Below are 21,984 nucleotides of genomic sequence, written 5' to 3'. Positions count from 1 at the left end.
AAGGAAGTAAAAATGTCGGACTTGTGGAGTGCTGATGAAACAAAGCTCCGTATTCAATTAGCGGAATGTTATCATCTCATTGATTATTTTGGATGGACTGAAATGATTTTTAATCATATTTCAGTCCGCCTTCCGGGTGAACCAAAGCGTTATTTGGTAAATGCTTTTGGTTTAAATTATGATGAAGTCACGCCAGAAAACTTACTGATTGTGGATGCTGACGGGCATATTATCAGTAACAGTGCAAATAAGCCTAATCCGGCAGGATTTGCGTTACATGGCTCTATTCATGGTGCGCGAAATGACATTCATTGTGTTATTCATACACATACCAATGCTGTCTGTGCTGTTGCCATGAAAGAGCAAGGCTTTAGCCACGATAATTTTTACGGGGCGCAGCTTTTTGAACGCGTTGGGTATCATGATTTTGAAGGTATCACCCTTTATGATGATGAACGCCCACGTATGCTTGCCAGCTTGGGCAACAAGCATGTTCTGGTTTTGCGGAATCATGGTGTTGCTGTTGGTGGAGCAGATGTACCACGTGCCTTTTTCCTGCTTTGGATTGTGCAAAGAGCGGCCGAAATTCAGTGCCAGACAGGTATGATTCCCGGAAAAGACATTACTCTTTCAGATGAAATACGCCGGCGCTGTGCGCAAGATGCAGAAGGCGTGATTGCAAATTCACAAGCTGCCCAAAAGATGTTTGATGCAGCAGTGCGCAAAATACGTAAAGAACGAGGCCCCCTGTGGGCAGGAGATCAAGTATGAATGCTAACACCACAATGCGAGATGATTTTCGCAAAGCAATGTCGCATTTTGCAACAGGGGTAGCCGTTGTAACTGCCCAAGGAGAGCAGGGGGCACAGGGGGCTACTATTAGTGCGCTAAGTTCTGTTTCCTTGGATCCTGTTTTACTGTTAGTTTGCCTCAACCGCAAAAGTTCAACTTATAAGGCCATTGCGGAAAGTGGACGTTTTGCACTGAGCATTCTCTCCAAAAATCAGGAAGATAAAGCTTATTTCTTTGCATCTCCAGCATTGGATAAAAATGTAGAGACAGAAACACTTTGTCATGAAAATGGTAGTTTGTTTGTAAAGGATGCTCTTGTGCATATTTCCTGTTCTGTACAAGAAACTTTAACAGGTGGCTCTCACGAAATCTTTCTAGGAAGCCCAGACTACGTGAAAGTAACAGGTACAGAACCTTTGTTGTATTTTAAAGGTGGTTTCAATTTGTTCTAAAAATAACATGTAAATACGAACCTACCTACAGTTCTGCAAAGGAATGGTTATGCTGCCAGATCCCACGGTTATTGCTGAAAACCTTATTGATACAATTAACAAGCATGAAGGTAAGATTCATGCATTTACGCAGTACAATCCCGAACAGATACGGCGGGATGCAGCCTATCTTTCTGCTGGGTCTCTGACAGGGATGAGCGTTGGCGTAAAAGATATTGTAGAAACTGAAGCATATTTCACCGAGTATGGGTCCGGCATCTACAAGAACAATCAATCTCGTGCAGATGCAGCCTGTGTTACATTGCTAAAGCAGGCAGGTGCATTGGTGGCTGGTAAAACAGTCACAACAGAATTTGCTTTTTTTCAACCCGGCCCAACAGTAAATCCATATGATACAGCACGCACACCGGGAGGTTCATCTAGTGGATCTGCTGCGGCTGTAGCATGTGGTATGGTGGATATAGGTATTGCGTCTCAAACAGCTGCGTCTCTTACCCGTCCGGCATCTTATTGCGGTATTGTTGGTTTTAAACCTTCTTATGTACGCTACAATGCAGCAGGGGTGAAATATCTGGCCCCATCATTTGATGCGCTGGGTGTTGTTACGCGAGATGTAACTTCGGCAATTAAAGCTGATAATGTATTAAAAGGGCCAAAATCAGCAAGCGTTGAACTGCCCTTGCAAAAGCCGAAACGCATCGGGTTTTGCAAAACCCCGTGGTGGAGCCAAGGAGATGCAGACATGCATCAGGCTCTGCAAAGTGCTGCGGATTTGTTCGGGCAACATACATCTCTTGAAGAAGTAGATTTGGCAGATTTTGAAGAAGGCGCGGATCTGCATCTGACCATTATGAGTTATGAAGCAGCTCAGTCTCTCGCATGGGAATATACAACAAAGCGTGAACAAATAAGCCCACAGATAGCCGCGTTGATTAAAGCTGGTCAGGCTATTACCCGACAGGATTATGAGGAGGCGCTAGCAAAAGCACAAAATCTACGGCAAAAAGCAGATATCCTGTTTGAAACGTATGATGTACTTCTTGCTCCCGCAGCACCGGGAGTTGCACCTTTATTGGAAGAAGGTACAGGTAGCCCGCTTTTTAGCCGTTTATGGACACTTTTGTACCTGCCTTCTCTTACTTTGCCGGGTATGGTGAATAAGGCTGGTTTGCCTATTGGCGTGCAATTTCTAGGACGCTATGGAGTGGATGAAGCCCTATTATCTTATGGCTTATGGGCAGAACAGATTTTGCCAGACCGTCCGCTTTGTTCTGGTTAATTTTATCATAATGGTAACTGGAGGATACAAATCCTCTGGTTACCGATTAATAAATATTCTGATATATTTTACTGCATGTATTTATTAATGTGCGAATTTCATGATCGTCAAAATTATGGAAAGCTCGGCCAAAAATAAGAGAGGCAATGCCGCGCACTTCTGTAAATACTTGCATACCTTTTTCTGTAAGACGAACGTCCGTAACCCGTGCGTCATGTTCTGAAACAGAGGTGCTGATGAGATCTTCGTTTTCCATACGATAGATCAATTTGGTCATGGTAGAAATACGGATAACGGCCAAGTCTGCAATCCGGCCAATGGGCGCGTATTCGTGCTCGTGTAAAATAGCAAGCACACGCCATCGGGGAATATCCATGCCAATGGGCTTAAGATGTGCGTCCATGCGTATCTGGTAGAGGCTGACAAGACGGGTCAGGTGGAAAAAAGGCGAGGCATCGGAGGAAAAAAGTTGATCTTTAGGGTCTGCCTGACGCCACACCTTGCCACTACGTGATTTTACCACAATCTCATTCCTCATGATGCACTGTAGAATGCTCTAGCCTTTTTGTATTGGCCTGTGAAGTAATCTGCTGCGCATGTGCAGTGTCCGGCTTTGTGGGAATGTTTTTTATCGGCTTAAACTTCACTATGACAAAATAAGCCGAGGCTCGCTTCGAAATATTTTGGAATCTAACGACTGGCCAGAATAAGACGCGGTAAAAACACTTTCTGTTCAATCAGTTATACGTGATGTCAGTATCTGCGTAATCCGATCTATCGTGAGGAGAAACAACGCGGAGAAATCTTCATGATTCAAAATTCTGTTGCATCAGAATTCAGGGAGGCTCTGAAAGTCCTGCCATCCTTTGATGGTCTTTCGGATCAAAACCTCGCAGCAACCCGCAAGGCGTTTATCGCGGCTATTCGTAATGTGCCGGTTACCGAATATCCAGATGTCACTCTCGAAGAGTGTCATGTGCCCGGGCCTTCTGGCGCTCCAGATGTTCCGGTCGTGATTTACCGGCCCAAAGATAAACATCCGTATGCACCAGCACTGGTTTACATTCATAGCGGCGGCATTGTCAGCGGTACGCCGGAAGTGGATGATGCGAGATGCCGACAGCTTGTGAACGAACTGGGCTTGGTGATCTTTTCTGTTGATTACCGTCTCGCGCCCGAGGCTCCATACCCAGCGGCGATAGAGGACTGTTATGCTGTTCTGAAATGGGTTCATGAGCAGTCTGCTCATCTGGATATTGATCGTGATCGTCTGGTCATCGGTGGGGATAGTGCCGGTGGAGGTCTAACCGCCTGTCTTGCCTTGTTGGCACGAGACAGAGCAGAAGTGAAAGTTCTTTTCCAGTTGCTCATCTACCCCATGTTGGATGACCGAACGGGCACCACTGTCATGCCCTCGCCAGAATTAGGGCAGTATATATGGACCCGTTCTGCCAATCACTATGCATGGAATGCTTATTTGGGTAAGGCGCCTGGAAGCGCAGGCGTTTCTGAATATGCGGCGGCGTTTCGTGCGAAAGATCTGGCAGGGCTGCCGCCGGCTTATATCGGGGTCGGGTCGCTAGACTTGTTTCTGGATGAGGATCTCGAATATGCACGGCGCTTGATGGCAGCGGGTGTGCCAACAGAAGTCTGTGTCGTTCCCGGTGCTTATCACGTGTTTGATGTATTCATTCCTGATGCACCATTGAGCATACAGTTCAGACATTCCTATTTTACAGCTCTAAAACGCGTACTTTCCGTTTAGAAGCGTCATTTTTCTGTTTTACAAAACCAAGAGCATATCATGATCTTCTGATCCATCAGACTTAATACGGGCATGCATGTGTTCAATGTGCTCAAAGCCAAAACTATCGGATGGAAGACATCACCGAATGAGGTGATCATGATGGATGCTTCCGTTATTATTTTCCGCAGTGAGTTCCGTTAGGTGTAGCAATGCCTGCAGCAGAACGGTCCCGTGCGTGACCGTACCTCGGATCGTCGACGCGGAAATCTCACAGAAGGGTTGTACATCGGGTTAGATTATGAAAAAGTCTATTTTGTGTAAAAGAAATTTTCGTAAGCTATAAGAAAACCCGATGCAGACAGAGTGTAGCGCAGGCGCGTATGAGTTTCCAGCCTCCTATGGACGGCGTGTTGTAGCCCGTTTTGACGGGGGTCGCATGAGTTCGGATGGCGGTGTCATCCTGGTAAAGCAGGTCGATGATAGTCTGGGGTTCAGTCGCCGTTTTGCTGCATGTTTTCGCGATGAGCGGCATCCTGCCTTTGTGGAATACCGGGTTGAAGACCTTGTCCGTCAGCGGATCATGGGCCTGGCACTGGGCTATGAAGACCTTAATGACCATGACGCTTTACGTCATGATCCTGTCATGGGTCTGGTATCGGGACGTCTGTCAGGAAGCCGGGCCAACTGTGCGGCACTGGCAGGAAAATCCACGCTGAACCGGCTAGAGCGCAGTGGGCAGCAGGCAGATCGTTACTGCCGCATCATTGCTGATCATGAGGCCCTGGCTACCCTGTTCGTGACGCTTTTCATGGACCAGCATGAGCGCGCACCCGCCCGGATCGTTCTGGATGTGGATGCCACCGATGACCGTATCCATGGCCATCAGGAAGGCCGGGCCTTTCATGGATATTACGGCCATAACTGCTATCTGCCGTTATACATCTTCTGCGGGGACCATCTCCTCAGCGCTACCCTGCGCACGGCAGACAGGGACCCGGGGAAGGAAGCACTGGCAGACATCCGCCGGATCGTGGAGCAGATCAGGAGCCGCTGGCCCCGGGTGCGTATCCTGGTGCGTGGGGACAGCGGTTTCGCCCGGGACAGTCTGATGACATGGTGCGAAGACAACCACGTTGACTTCCTGTTTGGGCTTGCAGGCAACACCCGCCTGTATGACCGGATTGCCTCTTTGTCCGCTGAGGTTCGTGACGAAGCCGCCACGACAGGCAAAGCGGCGCGCGGTTTCGCCTCCTTTGACTGGATCACAAAGGACAGCTGGACGCGCCGCAGGCGGGTCGTGGCCAAGGCCGAATGGCGCCACGGCAACCGCTATCATCGCTTTATTGTCACCACGCTACCGCAGGGAATGTCCGACCCCCGCCATCTCTACGAACAGATTTACTGCGCACGCGGGGATATGGAAAACCGCATCAAGGAATGCCAGATGGATCTGTTCTCAGACAGGACCTCGTCCCACACCATCCGGGCCAACCAGCTCCGGCTGTGGTTCTCGGCCGCAGCCTATGTCCTGCTGACCGCTCTGCAAAGACTGGCCCTTGGCCAGACCAGCCTGGAGACGGCGACCTGTGGCACCATACGCGCACGACTGCTCAAAATCGCGACACGTGTAACGCTCAGCGTCCGTCGGATTGTCCTGTCCATGCCGGACATGTTCCCCTGTCAGCATGAATTCGCCCTCGCTCATGCACGATTGTGAAGGCTCCGGCAGGCCATCTGAAGAAATAGACAGCGCACAGACCACATAGCTTCCACCAACACTGCCTTCTCAGGCCGTGACACCCTCACTGCGTTCAGAACCCGCCGCCAGAAGCAGAATATCGTCAATATTCCAGATCGGGCTCCTGTGGGATGACTGAACTCTACAAAATGACCCGAAATTGCCTCAAGTGTGAGAAATCCGCGTCGAGGAGCCGTTCTTGCTCTCGGCATTTGTGACGCAAGCTCGATAGAGGAATCGAGCCTGTAAAGAATGGAGTGCCTGTATTTTTGAAAGGAAAGGCAGATTTCTGAACCTGCTTATCTCAAGCCACTCGAAACGAAACCTTAAGGTTTTTAGTTTTGAGCAAAAGTGGCGTCCCGTACGGGATTCGAACCCGTGTTGCCGCCGTGAAAGGGCGGTGTCCTAGGCCTCTAGACGAACGGGACAAGAGGCTGATGCGGCTTCCTACGAGAAAAACATCTTGAGCACAAGAAGATTCTTTAAGGTGCATATGCGTTTGGTAAGAAAATGCAGGCAAATGCTCAATTTGTGACGGAATACGGACAGATGCATGGATAGGAGTAACGGAAAAAGACTGTTTTCAGCTGCAATAACGATGGTCAGGAATGATGAAGCAACGGTAATGCTGGTGCACGGGCTTAACAACAAACTGCGGAGAATATAAATTTCTCAAATGTTTTTTGGGCGTAAGCTAGCCTTTGTTAGTAACACTCATACATTTTCTGGTTACTTTTTGCTCCAAAAGTCAGGCGCTAGAAATCTTTTTTGTATTTAAGGTGTCTGGCCCCTTGCATCTGGAGCAGAAGCCTGCTTGCAGAGGCAGTATGCAAGGTTTGTCAGAAAATACAGGTTGGTTTCCCGTCGTGTTTCGCATGGAAGGCGAGCGGGTTCTTGTTGTGGGCGGCGGAAATGTAGCCGCCAGCAAGGTACAGCTTCTTGTATCTACAGGTGCGCGGGTGGAAGTGCTTTCGGCTTCCTTGTGTTCCGAACTTGAGCGTATGGTGGATAAAGGTGCCATACACCATTTTGCGCAGGATACATCTGTGCAGGATTTGCAGCCGCGTCTTTCAGGCTGCCGTCTGGTTTATCTGGCAACCAATGACCGAGATCTGAATCAAACACTCGCAACTCTATGTAAGGCCCATAATGTGCCGGTGTGTGCGGTGGATGATCCGGCTATTTCTACATTTATTACGCCTGCACTGGTTACACGGGGGAAGGTGCAGGTAGCCATTTCTACCGGAGGTGCTGCGCCTGTTCTGGCCCGTAGACTAAGAACAATGGTGGAGCGTGTTCTCCCAGAAGGGTTGCACCGTCTGGCGGACTTTATGTCCACCATGCGGGATGAACTGCGCCAACGTATTCCAGATACCTCTGCACGTCGGCAGCTATGGGAGCATTTTCTTGATGGAGAAGGTGCACGCGCGGCTTTGGCTGGAGATAAGGCTGAAGCCACACGCAACCTGCAGGAGTTGGAAGAGGGAAATGCTGCACGGGGCGAGGTCTGGTTGGTAGGAGCCGGGCCGGGTAATCCTGATTTGCTCACTCTGGCGGCTTTGCGGCTTATGCAGGATGCGGATGTTATTCTGTATGACAATCTGGTTGGTCCAGAAATTCTGAATTACGTGCGGCGAGATGCGGAACGTGTTTTTGTAGGCAAAAAGCGTAATCGCCATACATTGCCGCAAGAAGATATCAATTATGAACTGGTGCGTCGTGCGCAGGCTGGCCAACGGGTTTTGCGCCTGAAAGGCGGAGATCCCTTTATATTTGGCAGGGGCGGGGAAGAACTGGAAACACTGGTAGAGGCCGGTGTGCCTTTTCGGATTGTTCCAGGTATTTCTGCTGCCAATGGATGTGCCGCGTATGCCGGTATTCCCCTAACACATCGTGATTGTGCACAGGCATGCCTGTTTATTACGGGGCATGCACGTGCAGATGGTGTGCTGAATTTGGAATGGGAAACTATTGCCCTAAAAAATCAGACAGTGGTGATTTACATGGGGCTGACAATGATTTCTCAGCTTTGTGCCCAGCTTGTTAAGCACGGATTGCCTGAAAACTGGCCTGTTGCGGTGGTGGAAAAAGGTACTTTGCCAGAGCAAAGAGTATGTGAGGGCACGTTGGCAACGTTACCAGATCTGGTAGCAGAGCAGCAGATACAAAGCCCGGCATTGGTGATTGTAGGAGAGGTTGTACGCCATCGTGTGATCTCACCGCATCATTGATTGCAGATACAAGACCAAACCGTTGATATTTGCGGCATCTTTGGCTGCCGATTTTAAACCACTATCTATCGGGAAGACTGGATAGCGCATGACAAACACTTCATTCCCTCATGCAGATGCACCCAAACGGGCTGAAGCTGTGCTGGCGCAGTTGAAAGCGCAGTTTGGTGAACGTGTTTCGTGCAATGAATCTGTTTGTAAAGCCCATAGCCATGGAGAGGCTTTGCAGGTGTCCCGCATGCCAGCGGCTGTGGTGTTTGCTGAAAGCACGGCGGATGTATCCGATGTGCTTAAACTTTGCCATCATCATCAGGTGCCAGTGGTTGCATTTGGCGCAGGTACATCGGTGGAAGGGCATGTCACGCCACCAGAACATGCCATCAGCCTTGATCTTTCCCGTATGACAGAAGTGCTGGAAGTTAATCCGGCTGATCTGGATTGCCGCGTGCAGGCGGGTCTTACCCGGCAAGACTTGAATGTCCAGTTGCGGGATACAGGTCTGTTTTTTCCGGTTGATCCGGGTGGTGAAGCAACCTTGGGCGGCATGTGCGCCACGCGTGCTTCTGGCACAGCCGCGGTGCGTTACGGCACCATGAAGGAAAATGTGCTTGGACTAACAGTTGTTCTGGCAAATGGAGAAGTTATTCGTACTGGTGGGCGGGTGCGCAAGTCTTCCACCGGGTATGATCTTACGTCTTTGTTCGTAGGGTCTGAAGGCACGTTGGGGATTATTACAGAGGTGCAGTTGCGCCTGCATGGTATTCCCGAACAGCTTTCCGCTGCTATTTGCCAGTTCGAAAATCTGCATGATGCTGTCAGCACGGCTATTGAGATTATTCAGATGGGCGTGCCTATTGCCCGTGTGGAATTGATGGACGAAGTACAGATGGCTGCAAGTATCAGCTATTCTGGCCTCACAGATTTGCAGCCTCTGACAACTCTGTTTTTTGAATTTGCGGGTGCACCAGAATCTGTGCGTGAGCAGGTGAGTGTGACCGAAGATATTGCGCGCGAAAATAACGGTTTGCGCTTTATGTGGGCAGATACGGCCGATGAACGTGCGCGCCTTTGGAAGGCGCGGCATAATGCGTTCTGGGCAGCAAAGGCAATTGATCCATCAGCACGTGTTATCAGCACAGACTGCATTGTGCCCATTTCACGCCTGGCAGATCTGATAGATGGCGTTCGGCAGGATATTGCAGCTTCTGGCCTGCAGGCTGCTATTCTGGGGCATGTGGGTGATGGAAATTTCCACACTCTGATTATGACAGAAGATAGTGATGCCGGACATGTGCGTGCGCTTGATCTTGACCGCAAGATTGTTGCACGAGCTCTGGCGATGGGCGGTTCATGCAGCGGTGAACATGGCGTAGGTTTGGGAAAGCTGGAGTTTCTGGAAACAGAGCACGGGGCAGGGGCGCTCTCTGTCATGCGGGCGTTGAAAGCAACGCTGGATCCGCTGAACATTCTTAACCCCGGGAAACTATTGCCAGAAGGGCCTGTGTTCAAAGGGTAAGGAGCGTTCAGGCAACTTACCCGTATAAACTTGACATCTGCGTGTTATTTTCTGTTTATACACACAAAATCGTATTTATCTGAAATGGACTATAAATCATGTCTTCGTCCTTTTTATCCCGTAGGGTAATGCTTGCCGGAATGGGCGTGGCCATGATGGCCCCCTACGGTGTTGCACATGCTGATGGTCAGGTTCTGCGCATCGGCATTATTGCTGGTGAGGATGAAGATGTCTGGCGCGTGGTGGCGGAAAACGCTGCCAAGGAAGGTCTGACCCTCAAGATCATCCCGTTTTCAGATTACAATGCACCGAACGAGGCATTGGCTGAGCACGAACTGGATGCAAATGCATTCCAGCATGGGCCTTTTCTGGAAGCGCAGAACAAGGCCAAGAATTTCCATATCGTGCCTGTAGGTAACACCTATCTGTCTCCCATAGGTCTGTATTCTCGGCGCTGGAAATCTGTTGCAGAATTACCAAACAAGGCCGTGATTGGTGTGCCGAATGACCCGACGAATGAGGGGCGCGCCCTTTTGCTGTTGCAGAAATTGGGGCTGATCAAAGTGGCGGAAGATGCCGGTCTGGTGCCCACAGCGTTAGATATTACCGAAAATCCACGCCAGATTTCTGTAAAAGAAATGGATGCCGGAATGGTGGGGCGCGCGCTGCCAGATATGGATGCGGCTGTGGTGAATACAGATTGGGCCAACAAAGCAGGCATTGATCTGCAGAAAGAGCGGATTGCACAGGAAGCCCCGCAAAATAACCCGTATGTCTGCTTTATTGCTGTGAATGAGACAGACAAAAATGCACCGTGGGTCAGCAAGCTTGTTTCAGCTTTTCAGCAAGATAATGTCAAACAGGCATTGGCGCAGGCATTTCATGGTGCGGTTGTGCCGGGTTGGTCATGAGTCTTTTACAGGTTGAACATCTTACCCGCTCATTTGGCGGGCAGCCTGCCCTCAAGGATATTTCTTTTACGGTGGGCAAGGGCGATAGCCTTGGCATCATCGGGCGTTCAGGGGCGGGAAAGTCCACCTTGTTGCGGTGCCTATGTGGGCTGGATCGTCCTCAATCCGGGCGTATTCTGCTGGAAGGGCAGGATCTGGCAGTTCTGCCAGAATCTCAGATCATTCCCTTACGGCGGCGTATCGGGCTGGTGTTTCAGCATTTCAATTTGCTGACATCCCGCACCGTTGCCGCCAATGTGGCTTTGCCATTGGAAATTGCAGGTATCCCGCGTGATCAGCGGGTAAAACGTGTCGCAGAACTGCTTGATCTAGTGGGGTTGGCTGATCACGCCAATAAATATCCTGCCATGTTATCTGGCGGGCAAAAGCAGCGTGTTGGTATTGCCCGTGCCCTTGCAGCACAACCTGCCTTGCTGTTGTGCGATGAAGCAACTTCTGCGCTAGACCCGGAAACAACAGAGTCGATATTGGCTTTGTTAAACAGCATCAATCGTGAATTGGGGCTGACCATTGTTTTTATCACGCATGAAATGGACGTTGTGCGTGCATTGGCCAAGCATGTTCTGGTGCTGGATCATGGTCGGATCATAGCACGTGGTCTGCCCGCTGATATTTTGGAAGAAACAAGCCTGCAAGCTGCTTTACCCCCCAATATGGAACGTAGCCCGCAGGAAGGTAGCCACGCAGTGGTAAGACTAACGGTGGATCAAAACCTGATTATGGCACCGTTACTGCAAAATGTGCAGGAGATGTGCCAGACACAGGCTTCCTTATTACGCGTTATTCCTGCTGAAGATGCAGAATATCAGGTTTTGGATGTTCTTTTACAGGTCGGGGATGTTTCCGTCGCAACCATGAACTTTCTTCAGCAAAATTGTCATGCAGCAGAAGTGGTAGGCTATGTCCCGGCTCATTCTTGATCTGCTATGGCACGCCACTGGCGAAACGCTGATAATGGTGTTGGTATCCGGTTTTATTGCGGTTCTTTTTGGGCTGCCATTAGCCGTTTTTATGGTTGTAGCTGGGCGAGGCGGCCTTTATCCATTGCCGGTGCTGCCACGTTTGCTTGGTGTGGTGATTGATGCCATCCGGGCTGTGCCATTTATTATTCTGTTGGTGCTGCTTATTCCATTTACCCGAATGATCGTGGGCAGTGCGTTGGGCACAACTGCTGCCATTGTTCCGCTTTCCATTGCCGCTATTCCGTATTTTGCGCGCATTGCTGAGGTTTCCCTGCGGGAAGTTGATCATGGATTGGTTGATGCCGTGCGCGCCATGGGCGGAACGCGCTGGATGGTTATCCGGTATGTTTTGCTACCAGAAAGCATGCCTGCGCTTGTATCCGGCATAACAGTTACACTGGTAACCTTGGTGGGTGCATCAGCCATGGCAGGCACTATTGGTGCCGGTGGTTTGGGGGATCTGGCTATTCGCTATGGTTATCAGCGCTTCAATACAACAGTGATGTTAGGGGTGGTTACTGTATTGATTGTGTTGGTGACGGGTATGCAGGCCTTGGGTAACTGGCTTTCACGTATATTGCGCCATTCAGAACGTACCAGAAGTGCAGATTAAGATTGGAAGAATCTTCTCTCTATTCTTAATCGAATAGAGAGAAGATTATAAAATTAAGCGCCTACAAGTTCCGCATCTGCTGCAGATCCAAAGAATTCATAGTGGATCTGGTTTTCTGGCACGCCAGCTTCGGTAAGAGCTTTAATCATGTCCCGCATAAAGCTATCAGGCCCACAGATATTGTAATCTGTAGTGATATCTACACGGGGTTTAAGCCATTCTGCAGTGATTCTGCCTTCATGCAACTTTACGTTCTTGTTTGAACGGTTTGTGGGCATGGGAGAATGGCTATAGAAAATATCAGCTTCAAGCGCATCTTTTTCAGCCAAAGTGTAGATGTAATCTGTAAATGCTTCATCCTGTGCAGTGTGCACGCCGTGGATGTAGTGGATATTGCGCTTGGTTCCATCCTTCAGAAACGCACCGAGGGTAGAAATAAAAGGTGTTTGTCCAACACCTGCACACAGCAGAACAATTTTGCTGTTTTGCTCTGTTCCAGGCGTAAAGTCTCCCGCTGGTGCAGAAACGTCCAGAACCTGCCCTTCTTGCACGGTATCATGCAGCCATTGAGAAACCACACCACCATCCGCGCGGCGCACACTAATGCGGTAATGATCTGCGCCGGGTTCGGAAGAAATACTGTAGTTACGGCGTTGTGAGCCGTGCCTCGGAACATCTAGCTTGAAGCTGAGATATTGCCCGGCTTCGTGTTTCATAATGGGTTTGTTATCCACGGGCACCAGTTCGAAGGACGTGATGGTATGACTTTCACGCACTTTGCGGCGCACCGTAAACGGGCGCCAGCCTATCCATCCGCCAGGGGCTGCGGCATGTTCTTCGTAAATCTGTTTTTCACGGCCCATGAGAATGTCTGCCAAGAACCAGTAAGCCTTACCCCATGCTTCCAGAATTTCGGGTGTGGCAGCGTCACCCAGCACATTAGCAATTGCTCCCAAAAGTGCATCAGCTACGTAGGGGTAATGTTTGGGCAGAATATTTAGCCCAACATGTTTTTCGGCAATACGTTCAACCATACCGCCCAAAGCGCCAAGGTTATCAATGTTACGCGCATAAGCCAGCACAGCCAGAGCAAGGGCTTTAGGTTGTTCACCATCTTTTTGGTGAGACATGTTGAAAAGGTCCCGAATATCGGGGTTGGACAGCAGGCGTTTGTACATTTCCTGCGTAATATCTAGCCCGTGTGCTTCAAGAGCTGGAACACAGGCCTTTATAATTGAGAGTGTTTTTGCATCAAGCGGAGAAGGCATGGAGAAGATCCTATAAAATGTATTTAATATACATCTTATAGATACCTAAAAAGGTGTCAATACGATGAATCTTTTGTGCGGAGATGGCTGCATTGTGGTGCACGCAATATTTAGGTGTATGAGCGCACTATATTTAGGATATTATGTTAGATAATGGTTAATATTAAACGATTTATGAAAAAAGAGATTTTTTGATTTTGCATTTCTGTAAATCTAAGCTTACTTACTGCACATAACAAAATATGTTATCAGGTTATTAAGTTTGTAATGATCTGCCATACTTTGCAGAGCATGAAATATGGCAACCATAAAATATTGGGTATGCTACAAGAACCACGGTAACTCTGGAGCAATGGATATAAAGAACAATGGCTGACCAGGACGACGTTATTTCACCCGGGATAGATCTTGGGCAAAGAATCAAGATCCTGCGTAAATCCGCTGGACTAACACAGCAGCAGGTTGCAGACGCGCTGGGGGTTTCAAGGCCGGCTATCGCTTTTTGGGAAACCGGACGGGAAGGAAGTGCCAGAAAGCATATTCCCAAACTGGCTGCGCTTTTTAATGTTGACCCAGAAATTTTTCTGACAGGCTATGTGCAGGAAGATATTGAGCTGGTGATTACGCCCGATGAACATGATGTAATTCGCCTTTACCGTATGCTTGATCCCTCTCGCAAAGTATCTGCGCAGAAGTGGTTGGAACGGCAGGCACGCATGGCCCGGCAGGAAGACTGAGTTTATCGGACAAATTTTATACGCTAGGTAACTTCTTTTCAGTGTTTATAGGCGCAAACCTTCATAAATACTGAAAAGAAGTTACCTCTATGAAGGCGTTGCTTAAAGGTGCTCTAAAGCAAGGGCGGCCGCAGAAGCAACATCATGCCTTAAGGCAATAACATTGCCCTTTCCGTAAGGGTGAACCCGGTTTGTTAAAATCAGAACAAAGCTTTCTGTTTGTGGCACCAACCACAGAGACGTGCCTGTAAATCCGGTATGACCAAACGATCCCGCGGGAAAGTAATCTCCTCGCGGGGTAGAATAATGGGTATTAATATCCCACCCTAAACCACGTTGGTCGGTTTTGCCCGCAGGCTGCTGTGGGGATGACATCGTGACCAGAGTTTCGGCCTTAAGCGGAAAAGGAGAAGACCGCCCAGCGCGCTTGTTGAGGAGTGCAATGGCGTAGAGGGTCATGTCATCCGCGCAGGAAAACAATCCTGCATGGCCTGCAACACCACCCATTCGGCGTGTTGTTGGATCGTGCACAATGCCGCGTAGAAGGTTCTCTTTTTCATCATACTGAGTAGGAGCGATGGCGCTGTAAAGTGTAGGTGCCGGAGTAAAGAAGGTTTTTTTTAAGCCCAGAGGTTTGAGAATATGCTGAGTTGCGTAGTCTTGTAAGGTAAGGCCAGAGAGCTTTTCTACAATCAACCCAAGCAAGATGAAGTTGATATCACTATAAACAAACTGTTCTCCCGCTGGATGAATGGGAGTGCAGGAAAAGGCCATTTGTATAGCCGTATTACGGCCTACCCAAGGGGTTGAAAGATCCAGGTCTGGAGGCAAACCAGAATAGTGGGTGAGCAACTGGCGGACAGTAATATCCTGTTTGCCCTGCCCAGAAAATTCAGGAAGGTAATGGCAAACCGGAATATCAAGCTGCACTAATTGGCGTTCATAAAGCTGCATGATAGCAGGCGCTGTAATGAGCACCTTGGTAAGAGACGCTATATCAAACAGTGTATCCCATGTCATGGCTTCCGGGTGGGGCACAAGTGCGCGTTGCCCAAATACACCTTTCCAAACCACTTGGCTTTGATGACCAATGGCAGCAACGGCTCCCGGTGTTTTGTTGGTTTTGATGGCTTCCTGAAAAATCTGTTCCACTTGTGCAAAATTGTTTTTTGTATCCGAGGTCATACTGTTCTTTATCGGCATGCAGAGCAGGTTTGTCATACTCAAAAGCAGAATACGACGGCTAAAAGCGGGAGAGGGCATACTGTTCTGCCTTATAATAAAACGCGACAAGAAAATTGGATGCGTTCAAGAAGCTACGAATCTGAATGTGATATTCAGGCGCGTTTCTCCTGTTCGGATATGTGCACCAGAACGGATGGGTTTAACCCCATGAAAGCGTAGGCGATCAGGCCCACCCCACACCAGTACATCTCCATCTTTGAGCAAAATTTGCCGGGTAGGGTCTGATCTTTTGAGGCCACCCCATAGAAAAGTTGCTTCCAAGCCAAATGAGAGAGAAACTACGGGTTGATCCGTACACCCTTCATCGCGGTCTTGATGAAGACCCATACGCGCACCCGGGCTGTAAGAATTGATAAGGCAGGCATTTGGTTGAAACTGTGCAAAGCCTGCTTTCTGGGCAGCTTTGTGAGCCAAAACTTGAAAAATGGCAGGCATATCTGGCCAAGGTTGGCCAGTAAAAGGGGTTACTCTGGTATAGCTGTAGCCTTGTGATGTGCTTACCCACCCAAATGTGCCGCAACATGTCATGGCAACAGACATCTGTCCTCCGCCCGGCGTATGCATTTTTTTAAATGGAGCTTGCTGCGCAATGTGATGAATAGCCAGCATACAGGCTTCAGCATCGTGCAAAGCGAAACCGGGCAATAACACTGCTCCCACATCTAACTGCACGTAATCTGGCCGTGTATCTGGCAAAAGAAAATCCATTTGCGCGGGACGATTGTCTTTCATGGTGAAAGCTCTATGTGGAAAGTGTTTGCGGTGGTGTGCGCTCTCTGGCACAGCATGCAAAGAGTATAGCAGCACCTACGTTTGAAACAGAAGGAGCAGATCCCCAGCAATGTTGGTTTCTGGTCGGGATATGATGTTTATCGGCGGCATTCCGGCTGTTATCAGCTTTAATGCCAGTAGCCGTATGTTTCGTGGGGTTTTTATAGGCTTGAACGCAGAGGTAGATTTTCTGGCGTGTTCTCCTATGGACTTACAGCCGCAGGGTGAGGCGGCTTTAAGTATATTTTTGAAAACATGCCGCCAGCAGAATCGGTCTCCCTTGCTTGCACGGCAGGCGGGGAAAAAAGGTTATCTGCTTGAAGATATATATGCAGAACTGGAAGAGCCAGCACGCCAAAAGGGGATAGATCTGTATCAGCTTGTGCGTGTGCAGACACAGGAATTTCAGGAAACAGAAAATCGAAAAAAGGGTTCAGCCGTTTTTCTGAATTTTTAATAAGAACGGCTCATTTTCGAAGAAAAAAGGAAGGCTTGGAGTAAGCCTTCCTTTTGAACACTTATTGTGTGTCAGGCAATTGTATTGGCTGACATATTCTGTTTGGCGGGTGCCATAACGGACACAAGAGCGACCATGGCAATATTGATAGCCAGAGAAAGAAGACCTGTAGAAATATTGCCTGAAAATAGGCCCAGATTAACGAGATGAATAGGTTTCAGGCCGTCCATCCAGCAAATGCCAACGCCAAAAACTGTGCCTACAGCCCATCCTGTCAACATAGCAGCGGCAGAAAAGCGCACGCGCAACAGACCGAGAATCAGCGCAGGAAATGTTTGTAGAATACAACACGCCTCCCAGAAGCTGAAAATCAATGGCAAACTGCGCGTTCAGGAACAATACGCAAACCAGTGCGCCAATTTTAACTATAAAAGCTGCAATACGGCTAGCGCGTACCGGGTTTGCCTGTGCGGGAAGCAAATTATTGGTAACCAGATTTGCCGCACCAATTGCCATAACGGCAGCAGGCACCAATGCTCCCACGGCAATGGCTGCAAGGCAAAAACCAGCAAACCATGCAGGAAAGACACTTTGGAACAGCATTGGCACAACCATGGACGTATTGGTGGTGTGAATGCCAGCCGCATGCGCCATAAAGCCCAGCATGGCTATAAGGCCTAATACAATGGTGTAAGCTGGTAAGAAAACAGCATTCTGTTTAATGGTATCTGCCGAACGAGATGCCAGAATACCTGTAAGTGTATGAGGGTATAAAAATGCAGCCAGAGCAGAAGAAAGCGCAAGTGTGGCATAAGGTAAGCTTTGCCCGGTTTTAAGAACCGTATCTGCATGTGCCGCAGAGGCAAACAGGGCGCTGTAACCACCTGTGTGCAGGGGAATAACAGTTACCGCTACCAGCACGGCAATATAGATCATAATATCTTTGATAAAGGCCGTAAGTGCCGGAGCATGCAGCCCTCCCAGCCATGTGTAAGCGGCTAGGGAAATAAAGGCGATAACCAATGGTAAATCGCCCGGCAATCCTAAAGCCTGCACCACTGTGCGGATGCCAATAAGCTGGAGTGCAATATAAGGCATAACTGCTACCAGCCCTGTTAAGGCAACCACAATCTCCAGTGCCCGGCTGTTAAAGCGTGCCTTTACAATATCCGCCGCAGTGGCGTGCCCGCCTGCACGTGGAGGGTTCGAAAAACCCCCTGGTATTGAGGTCTGCTCTGTGATTCCATTTCCCCTTAGTTGATTGGGGATGATGAAAGATGAAGCAGCCGGGTTTCTTTGATGTTGAAGAGCGCCTTGCCCGGCTGAGTGGGCTTGGCGATCAGCTCGAAGCGTTTTCCCGGACTGTGGATTTTGAAGCGTTCCGTCCTGATCTGGACAAGGCCCTGGCGTATTCCGATGGAAGCAAGGGCGGACGACCGCCATTTGATCCTGTGCTGATGTTCAAGATCCTGGTGATCCAGACGCTCAACAATTTGTCTGATGAGCGGACGGAATATCTGATCAACGATCGCCTCTCCTTTATGCGTTTCCTTGGTCTGGGACTTTCAGATCGGGTGCCGGATGCCAAAACGGTCTGGCTGTATCAAAAGCGTCTGACCCAGGCGGGTGCGATCGATGGGCTGTTCATCCGCTTTGATGCGACCCTGCGTAACGCCGGGTATTTGCCGATGTCAGGCCAGATCCTGGATGCCACGCTGGTAGCGGCTCCGAAGCAGCGGAACACCAATGCAGAGAAAGCGGATCTGCGAGCAGGCCGTATTCCTGAAGACTGGCAGGACAAACCCGCAAAGAGGTCGCATAAGGATCGTCATGCGCGCTGGACACTGAAGTTCACGAAGGCGAAGCGGCAGGATGATGGAACCATGCCATCCAGCGATCTCGCCATCCCGTTCTTTGGCTATAAATCGCATGTTTCCATCGATCGGAAATACCGGTTCATCCGCAAATGGAAAACAACGCATGCCGCTGCCAGTGATGGCGCGCGATTGAGAGAGGGGCTGCTGGATAAAACCAATACGGCCTCAAGTGTCTGGGCCGACACGGCCTATCGCTCAAAAGCCAACGAAGACTTCATGGAAAAGCAGGGCTTTGTCTCCAAGGTTCATCGCAAAAAGCCGCATCTCAAGCCTATGCCCCGGCATATCCAGAAATCAAATGCTGGAAAGTCGGTCATCCGCTCGCGTGTCGAGCATGTCTTTGCCGATCAGAAGTCACAGACGGGGCTGTTTGTCCGGACTGTCGGTATCAGTCGAGCCACCATGAGGATCGGGCTCGCCAATATCGTCTACAATATGCGCCGCCTCCTCTTCCTGGAGCGGATCAGCGCGAATGCATAGCAATCCAGCGGGGGGCAGCACTCAATCTGCTCAAAACGCAGATCGAAAACGAACCCAAAAGTAGTCAATCAAATCGCCAAAAACCTGAAATCACCAGCCAAGCGTATCAATCAAGGGTTCTTCGATCCCTCCACGTGCAATCTTCCAAAGCTTGGGCATAACCAGAAAAATAAAAGGGTAGACAATAATGGTGTAAGGCAGCGCAAAGAAGCCATAAGCCCCCGCGGCATACACCAGCGCAGGCACTGCAATAACGGTGTATGCTGTGTAGAAATCTCCCCCTACCAGAAACCACGTTACCCACGGGCCAAATTCTCGCCCGCCGAGAGACCATTCTTCATGGCTATTCGCGTCATGCTTGGCGTGGAACAGGCTGCGTATCCATTGTATGGAACTGCCAACAACAATAGTGGCAGCAAAAAAGAAAACAAAAACGCCAAGCGCCCAAGGGTTTATGGGGTTCATGTGCTTTGTCCCTTTTTCCAGACAATCCAGATAAGGGCAGATGTTATGGGCACCCATGCGAATTGGTACCAGTAGAAAAATGGAAAACCCCATAAAACAGGATCGTGCCTGTTATATAGGGGTGTCCAGAGCAACCCCAAAAAGGGCAGGACGAGCAAGAGATTCAGATATTTCATTACAGAAAACCCGGTCATTTTGTTTTTTTTGTTCGTGACCAGGATAAGAATGGCGATCAAAGTTACCGCCTGTCAATTATTCTGTACGTCTTTTTGGTTTGAGAAACCAATCTGTGTCTTTTCCACTACAAGTAGGTTTGCTGCCTGTAGTGGAGCAGAACAATAACCTACTGTTTTAGCGTGTGGCGCTGTGCTTTTTATTCTGTAACACTTGGTTCAGTTTATCACCATATTGCCGATAGCTGCCCTCTGGCACGCAGCCCATTTCTTCCAGATCTGCCAAATCTGCTCCGTGATTGATCCACATATTCACTTCACGTGAATCAATAGAAGCCGGGATTTCACGCGGTTCATAAACGATAGGCGGATTTTCACCTTCTGCAGCACCAAAAAGCATAAAGCTGTCAGGTTCCGGTGTTTTGCTGGAACTCAGGCTGATTTCGCCGCACACCACCTGCTTTTTTTCTGCATTGGGATGCGTGGTTATTGCGCGGAAAAAGGGATGTGTATCGGGGAAGCGTTTTGTAAGTGTCTTGAGGGTATTTTTTACAAAAGGGGATGCCTTTTTATCGCTGCCATCGATAATGGTTTGCGCACTCGCAGAACAGACTAGTCCCGGCGCGCCAAGGGCAGCAAGCAATAGGCCAAATGCCAGAAAGCGTTTCATGGTTTTAAGTCTTTCCTGTTCAATAGAATGTATTAGCCAATATTATACTGCACTTTCGTGTTTAAAACAGCTCTTGCCTTCCATGGCGTAATGCCGCCGTAGCTTAACCTGCCACCTTGTTGAGGGGCAGGTACGCCGGTGGTGGATGGCAGAGATAAAGGTAATCCATACAAGCTTCTAACTGCCAGAAAGCCAAAGCATTCGGCTTCCAGCGCATCTCCGTTCCAGCCCAGAGTTTCTGCTGGAAATACTTCACCAGCTAACTGTTGAGTAAGGGCTTCCATAATGGCCGAGTTATGTCGGCCGCCGCCGCACACAAACCACGCTTGGGGCTGTTCTGGTAAAGGGGTGCGGGCAATGGTTTCTGCCGTAAAGGCAACCAGTGTGGCTGCTCCATCAGCCGGGGAGAGCGCCGCAATATCTTGCAAGGCGGTATGGAAACTCAGTCTATCGAGAGATTTAGGGGCAGGTTTGCTAAAAAATGGATGTGCCACCAACTGCTTCAGAATAGGTTCGTCAACCTTACCGTTGCGTGCCAACTGCCCATCCTTATCGTAGGGGACGCCAGTATGGCGGAAAGTCCAGTCATCCAGCAGTGCGTTTCCGGGGCCTGTATCGCAAGCCAGAATTTCACCTTTTGAGGTCAGCAGAGTAAGATTGGCAACGCCGCCAATATTCAGGATTGCAACAGGTCGCGGCTGACCATGCAATAGGGCAGCATGATACAAAGGAGCTAAAGGCGCACCTTCTCCACCAGCCTGAACGTCTGCTGTGCGAAAGTCATGGATAACAGGCAAATTTGTAGCGGAAGAAAGAGCAATGGCATTACCAATCTGCCATGTGCGCCCAAGTTGATGCAGAATGGTCTGACCATGAAAGCCAATAAGATCGGTCGGCATATCTGGTGCCATCTGGCGCAGTTGCTGAACAGCAACGGCATGCACCTCTGTTAGTTCATGTTCTGCAGATAGTAATGCAGGATCAGAAGGAGCAAGCTGAGGGGCTTTATCCAGTATGTGCCGCAGGCGTGCTCGTAACTCTGGTGTATAAGGTATGGTCAGGGCAGGGCCATGCCGGAATATACGTGTGCCATCAGTTTGTATGAGTGCGGCATCTACGCCATCAAGCGATGTGCCACTCATAAGCCCAATGGCAGTAAGGTGAGGCAGTGCAGGCATAGCGTTAATGTGCCGCGTTTACATCTAGCCCGGTACGCAACTGGCCGGTTGGTACATCCCATAACAGAATGCGGTCTTGCCCATTTTTTGTAACATGCAGGGCCAACACATTATCCCGCACACGCGTTACGCTTAATAACTGTTCACCAGCAGGTAATGTAGCATGTGCTGTGGGAAGGTTAGCAGATGGCGTAGCATCCGATAACGCAACAGGCGGAAGGTTGGCTGGAGTAGGCTTACCGCTCATGCGATGGATGAGCACACCCGCTAATACAACAACGCCCACCACAATCAACACGCCCATGCCAATTACAGCCATAAGTAAGGCTTTGGGTGTTTTGTATTCCTGTGGTTCTTCCATC

Annotated in this window: 21 protein-coding genes, 1 tRNA gene and 2 pseudogenes; 13 read left to right on the top strand and 11 right to left on the bottom strand. The window is 49.4% G+C overall.

The annotated features are described in order from the left end of the window. Positions 1 to 12: 12 nt before the first annotated feature. From A4S02_RS09345 to A4S02_RS09335, 3 genes are read left to right on the top strand one after another with little or no spacing between them, the layout of a single operon-like run. The gene (locus A4S02_RS09345) at positions 13 to 771 is read left to right on the top strand and encodes a class II aldolase/adducin family protein (protein ID WP_070323600.1); all 759 of its coding nucleotides are present in this window, start codon (positions 13 to 15) and stop codon (positions 769 to 771) included. After that, positions 768 to 1,244: a flavin reductase family protein gene (locus A4S02_RS09340; protein ID WP_014457352.1), complete on the top strand. Its 477-nt coding sequence runs from the start codon at positions 768 to 770 to the stop codon at positions 1,242 to 1,244. Before A4S02_RS09345 ends, A4S02_RS09340 begins: the two co-directional genes overlap by 4 nt. A gap of 49 nt (positions 1,245 to 1,293) precedes the next feature. Further along, positions 1,294 to 2,523 carry an amidase gene (locus A4S02_RS09335; protein WP_228142343.1) on the top strand — a complete coding sequence of 410 codons (1,230 nt, stop codon included), beginning with the start codon at positions 1,294 to 1,296 and terminating at the stop codon, positions 2,521 to 2,523. A gap of 46 nt (positions 2,524 to 2,569) precedes the next feature. On the opposite strand, the gene A4S02_RS09330 is transcribed toward A4S02_RS09335, so the two are convergent. Then, positions 2,570 to 3,046 (bottom strand): MarR family winged helix-turn-helix transcriptional regulator, encoded by a 477-nt coding sequence (locus A4S02_RS09330; protein ID WP_228142342.1) that lies wholly within the window; start codon positions 3,044 to 3,046, stop codon positions 2,570 to 2,572. 285 nt (positions 3,047 to 3,331) lie between these two features. On the opposite strand from A4S02_RS09330, the gene A4S02_RS09325 reads away from it, so the two are divergent. Both A4S02_RS09325 and A4S02_RS09320 read left to right on the top strand, forming a co-directional pair. Further along, complete coding sequence (locus A4S02_RS09325) at positions 3,332 to 4,288, top strand: alpha/beta hydrolase (protein WP_070323598.1); 957 nt, start codon at positions 3,332 to 3,334, stop codon at positions 4,286 to 4,288. A gap of 334 nt (positions 4,289 to 4,622) precedes the next feature. Continuing rightward, positions 4,623 to 5,987 carry an IS1380 family transposase gene (locus tag A4S02_RS09320; protein ID WP_070323597.1) on the top strand — a complete coding sequence of 455 codons (1,365 nt, stop codon included), beginning with the start codon at positions 4,623 to 4,625 and terminating at the stop codon, positions 5,985 to 5,987. 373 nt (positions 5,988 to 6,360) lie between these two features. Here A4S02_RS09320 and A4S02_RS09315 read toward each other — a convergent pair. Beyond that, a tRNA-Glu gene (locus A4S02_RS09315) sits at positions 6,361 to 6,436 on the bottom strand. A gap of 399 nt (positions 6,437 to 6,835) precedes the next feature. Between A4S02_RS09315 and cysG the strand changes: the two genes are divergently transcribed. The 5 genes from cysG (at position 6,836) to A4S02_RS09290 (ending at position 12,301) form a co-directional block, all read left to right on the top strand. After that, positions 6,836 to 8,239: a siroheme synthase CysG gene (cysG, locus tag A4S02_RS09310; RefSeq protein WP_070323596.1), complete on the top strand. Its 1,404-nt coding sequence runs from the start codon at positions 6,836 to 6,838 to the stop codon at positions 8,237 to 8,239. Positions 8,240 to 8,327: 88 nt separating this feature from the next. Then, complete coding sequence (locus tag A4S02_RS09305; protein ID WP_070323595.1) at positions 8,328 to 9,755, top strand: FAD-binding oxidoreductase; 1,428 nt, start codon at positions 8,328 to 8,330, stop codon at positions 9,753 to 9,755. 98 nt (positions 9,756 to 9,853) lie between these two features. Further along, a complete protein-coding gene (locus tag A4S02_RS09300) occupies positions 9,854 to 10,666 on the top strand; it encodes a MetQ/NlpA family ABC transporter substrate-binding protein (RefSeq protein WP_070323594.1) in 813 nt (270 codons plus the stop codon). Continuing rightward, positions 10,663 to 11,646, top strand: a complete 984-nt coding sequence (locus tag A4S02_RS09295) for a methionine ABC transporter ATP-binding protein (protein ID WP_003626376.1) — start codon at positions 10,663 to 10,665, stop codon at positions 11,644 to 11,646. Before A4S02_RS09300 ends, A4S02_RS09295 begins: the two co-directional genes overlap by 4 nt. Continuing rightward, entirely contained in the window at positions 11,627 to 12,301 is a 675-nt protein-coding gene (locus A4S02_RS09290; RefSeq protein ID WP_070323593.1) for a methionine ABC transporter permease, read from the top strand. Before A4S02_RS09295 ends, A4S02_RS09290 begins: the two co-directional genes overlap by 20 nt. 53 nt (positions 12,302 to 12,354) lie before the next feature. Here A4S02_RS09290 and hmpA read toward each other — a convergent pair whose 3' ends face one another. Further along, the gene (gene hmpA, locus A4S02_RS09285; RefSeq protein ID WP_070323592.1) at positions 12,355 to 13,569 is read right to left on the bottom strand and encodes an NO-inducible flavohemoprotein; all 1,215 of its coding nucleotides are present in this window, start codon (positions 13,567 to 13,569) and stop codon (positions 12,355 to 12,357) included. A gap of 368 nt (positions 13,570 to 13,937) precedes the next feature. Between hmpA and A4S02_RS09280 the strand changes: the two genes are divergently transcribed. Next, on the top strand, positions 13,938 to 14,306 hold the full coding sequence (locus tag A4S02_RS09280) for a helix-turn-helix domain-containing protein (protein ID WP_003626381.1): 369 nt from the start codon (positions 13,938 to 13,940) through the stop codon (positions 14,304 to 14,306). 102 nt (positions 14,307 to 14,408) lie between these two features. Here the strand turns inward: A4S02_RS09280 and A4S02_RS09275 are convergent, their stop codons facing one another. Both A4S02_RS09275 and alkB read right to left on the bottom strand, forming a co-directional pair. Next, complete coding sequence (locus A4S02_RS09275) at positions 14,409 to 15,569, bottom strand: serine hydrolase domain-containing protein (protein WP_070323591.1); 1,161 nt, start codon at positions 15,567 to 15,569, stop codon at positions 14,409 to 14,411. A 45-nt stretch (positions 15,570 to 15,614) separates the two neighbouring features. Next, on the bottom strand, positions 15,615 to 16,283 hold the full coding sequence (gene alkB / locus A4S02_RS09270; protein ID WP_070323590.1) for a DNA oxidative demethylase AlkB: 669 nt from the start codon (positions 16,281 to 16,283) through the stop codon (positions 15,615 to 15,617). Positions 16,284 to 16,392: 109 nt separating this feature from the next. On the opposite strand from alkB, the gene A4S02_RS09265 reads away from it, so the two are divergent. Continuing rightward, positions 16,393 to 16,779 carry a toxin-antitoxin system protein HicB gene (locus A4S02_RS09265; protein ID WP_070323589.1) on the top strand — a complete coding sequence of 129 codons (387 nt, stop codon included), beginning with the start codon at positions 16,393 to 16,395 and terminating at the stop codon, positions 16,777 to 16,779. A 71-nt stretch (positions 16,780 to 16,850) separates the two neighbouring features. On the opposite strand, the pseudogene A4S02_RS09260 reads toward A4S02_RS09265, so the two are convergent. After that, positions 16,851 to 17,976, bottom strand: a pseudogene (locus A4S02_RS09260) (sodium:solute symporter family protein); the annotation flags it as partial. A gap of 80 nt (positions 17,977 to 18,056) precedes the next feature. On the opposite strand from A4S02_RS09260, the gene A4S02_RS09255 reads away from it, so the two are divergent. After that, positions 18,057 to 19,136, top strand: coding sequence for an IS5 family transposase (locus tag A4S02_RS09255; protein WP_070324235.1), 1,080 nt, complete (start codon positions 18,057 to 18,059; stop codon positions 19,134 to 19,136). A gap of 126 nt (positions 19,137 to 19,262) precedes the next feature. Here the strand turns inward: A4S02_RS09255 and A4S02_RS09250 are convergent. The 5 genes and pseudogenes from A4S02_RS09250 to A4S02_RS09235 all read right to left on the bottom strand — a co-directional run. After that, positions 19,263 to 19,601 (bottom strand): annotated as a pseudogene (locus A4S02_RS09250) (sodium:solute symporter); the annotation flags it as partial. Beyond that, complete coding sequence (locus A4S02_RS15180) at positions 19,598 to 19,795, bottom strand: DUF3311 domain-containing protein (RefSeq protein WP_082246872.1); 198 nt, start codon at positions 19,793 to 19,795, stop codon at positions 19,598 to 19,600. The pseudogene A4S02_RS09250 and the gene A4S02_RS15180, both read right to left, overlap by 4 nt. A 157-nt stretch (positions 19,796 to 19,952) precedes the next feature. Continuing rightward, positions 19,953 to 20,444, bottom strand: coding sequence for a hypothetical protein (locus tag A4S02_RS09245; protein ID WP_070323587.1), 492 nt, complete (start codon positions 20,442 to 20,444; stop codon positions 19,953 to 19,955). A gap of 32 nt (positions 20,445 to 20,476) precedes the next feature. Beyond that, the gene (locus tag A4S02_RS09240) at positions 20,477 to 21,622 is read right to left on the bottom strand and encodes an anhydro-N-acetylmuramic acid kinase (RefSeq protein ID WP_082246805.1); all 1,146 of its coding nucleotides are present in this window, start codon (positions 21,620 to 21,622) and stop codon (positions 20,477 to 20,479) included. A 4-nt stretch (positions 21,623 to 21,626) separates the two neighbouring features. Then, a complete protein-coding gene (locus tag A4S02_RS09235) occupies positions 21,627 to 21,983 on the bottom strand; it encodes a DUF6476 family protein (protein ID WP_070323586.1) in 357 nt (118 codons plus the stop codon). Position 21,984 lies beyond the last annotated feature (1 nt).

The sequence above is a fragment of the Acetobacter ascendens genome, from assembly GCF_001766235.1.
GTDB lineage: Bacteria > Pseudomonadota > Alphaproteobacteria > Acetobacterales > Acetobacteraceae > Acetobacter > Acetobacter ascendens.
This window is presented reverse-complemented; position numbering and strand designations above follow the sequence as displayed.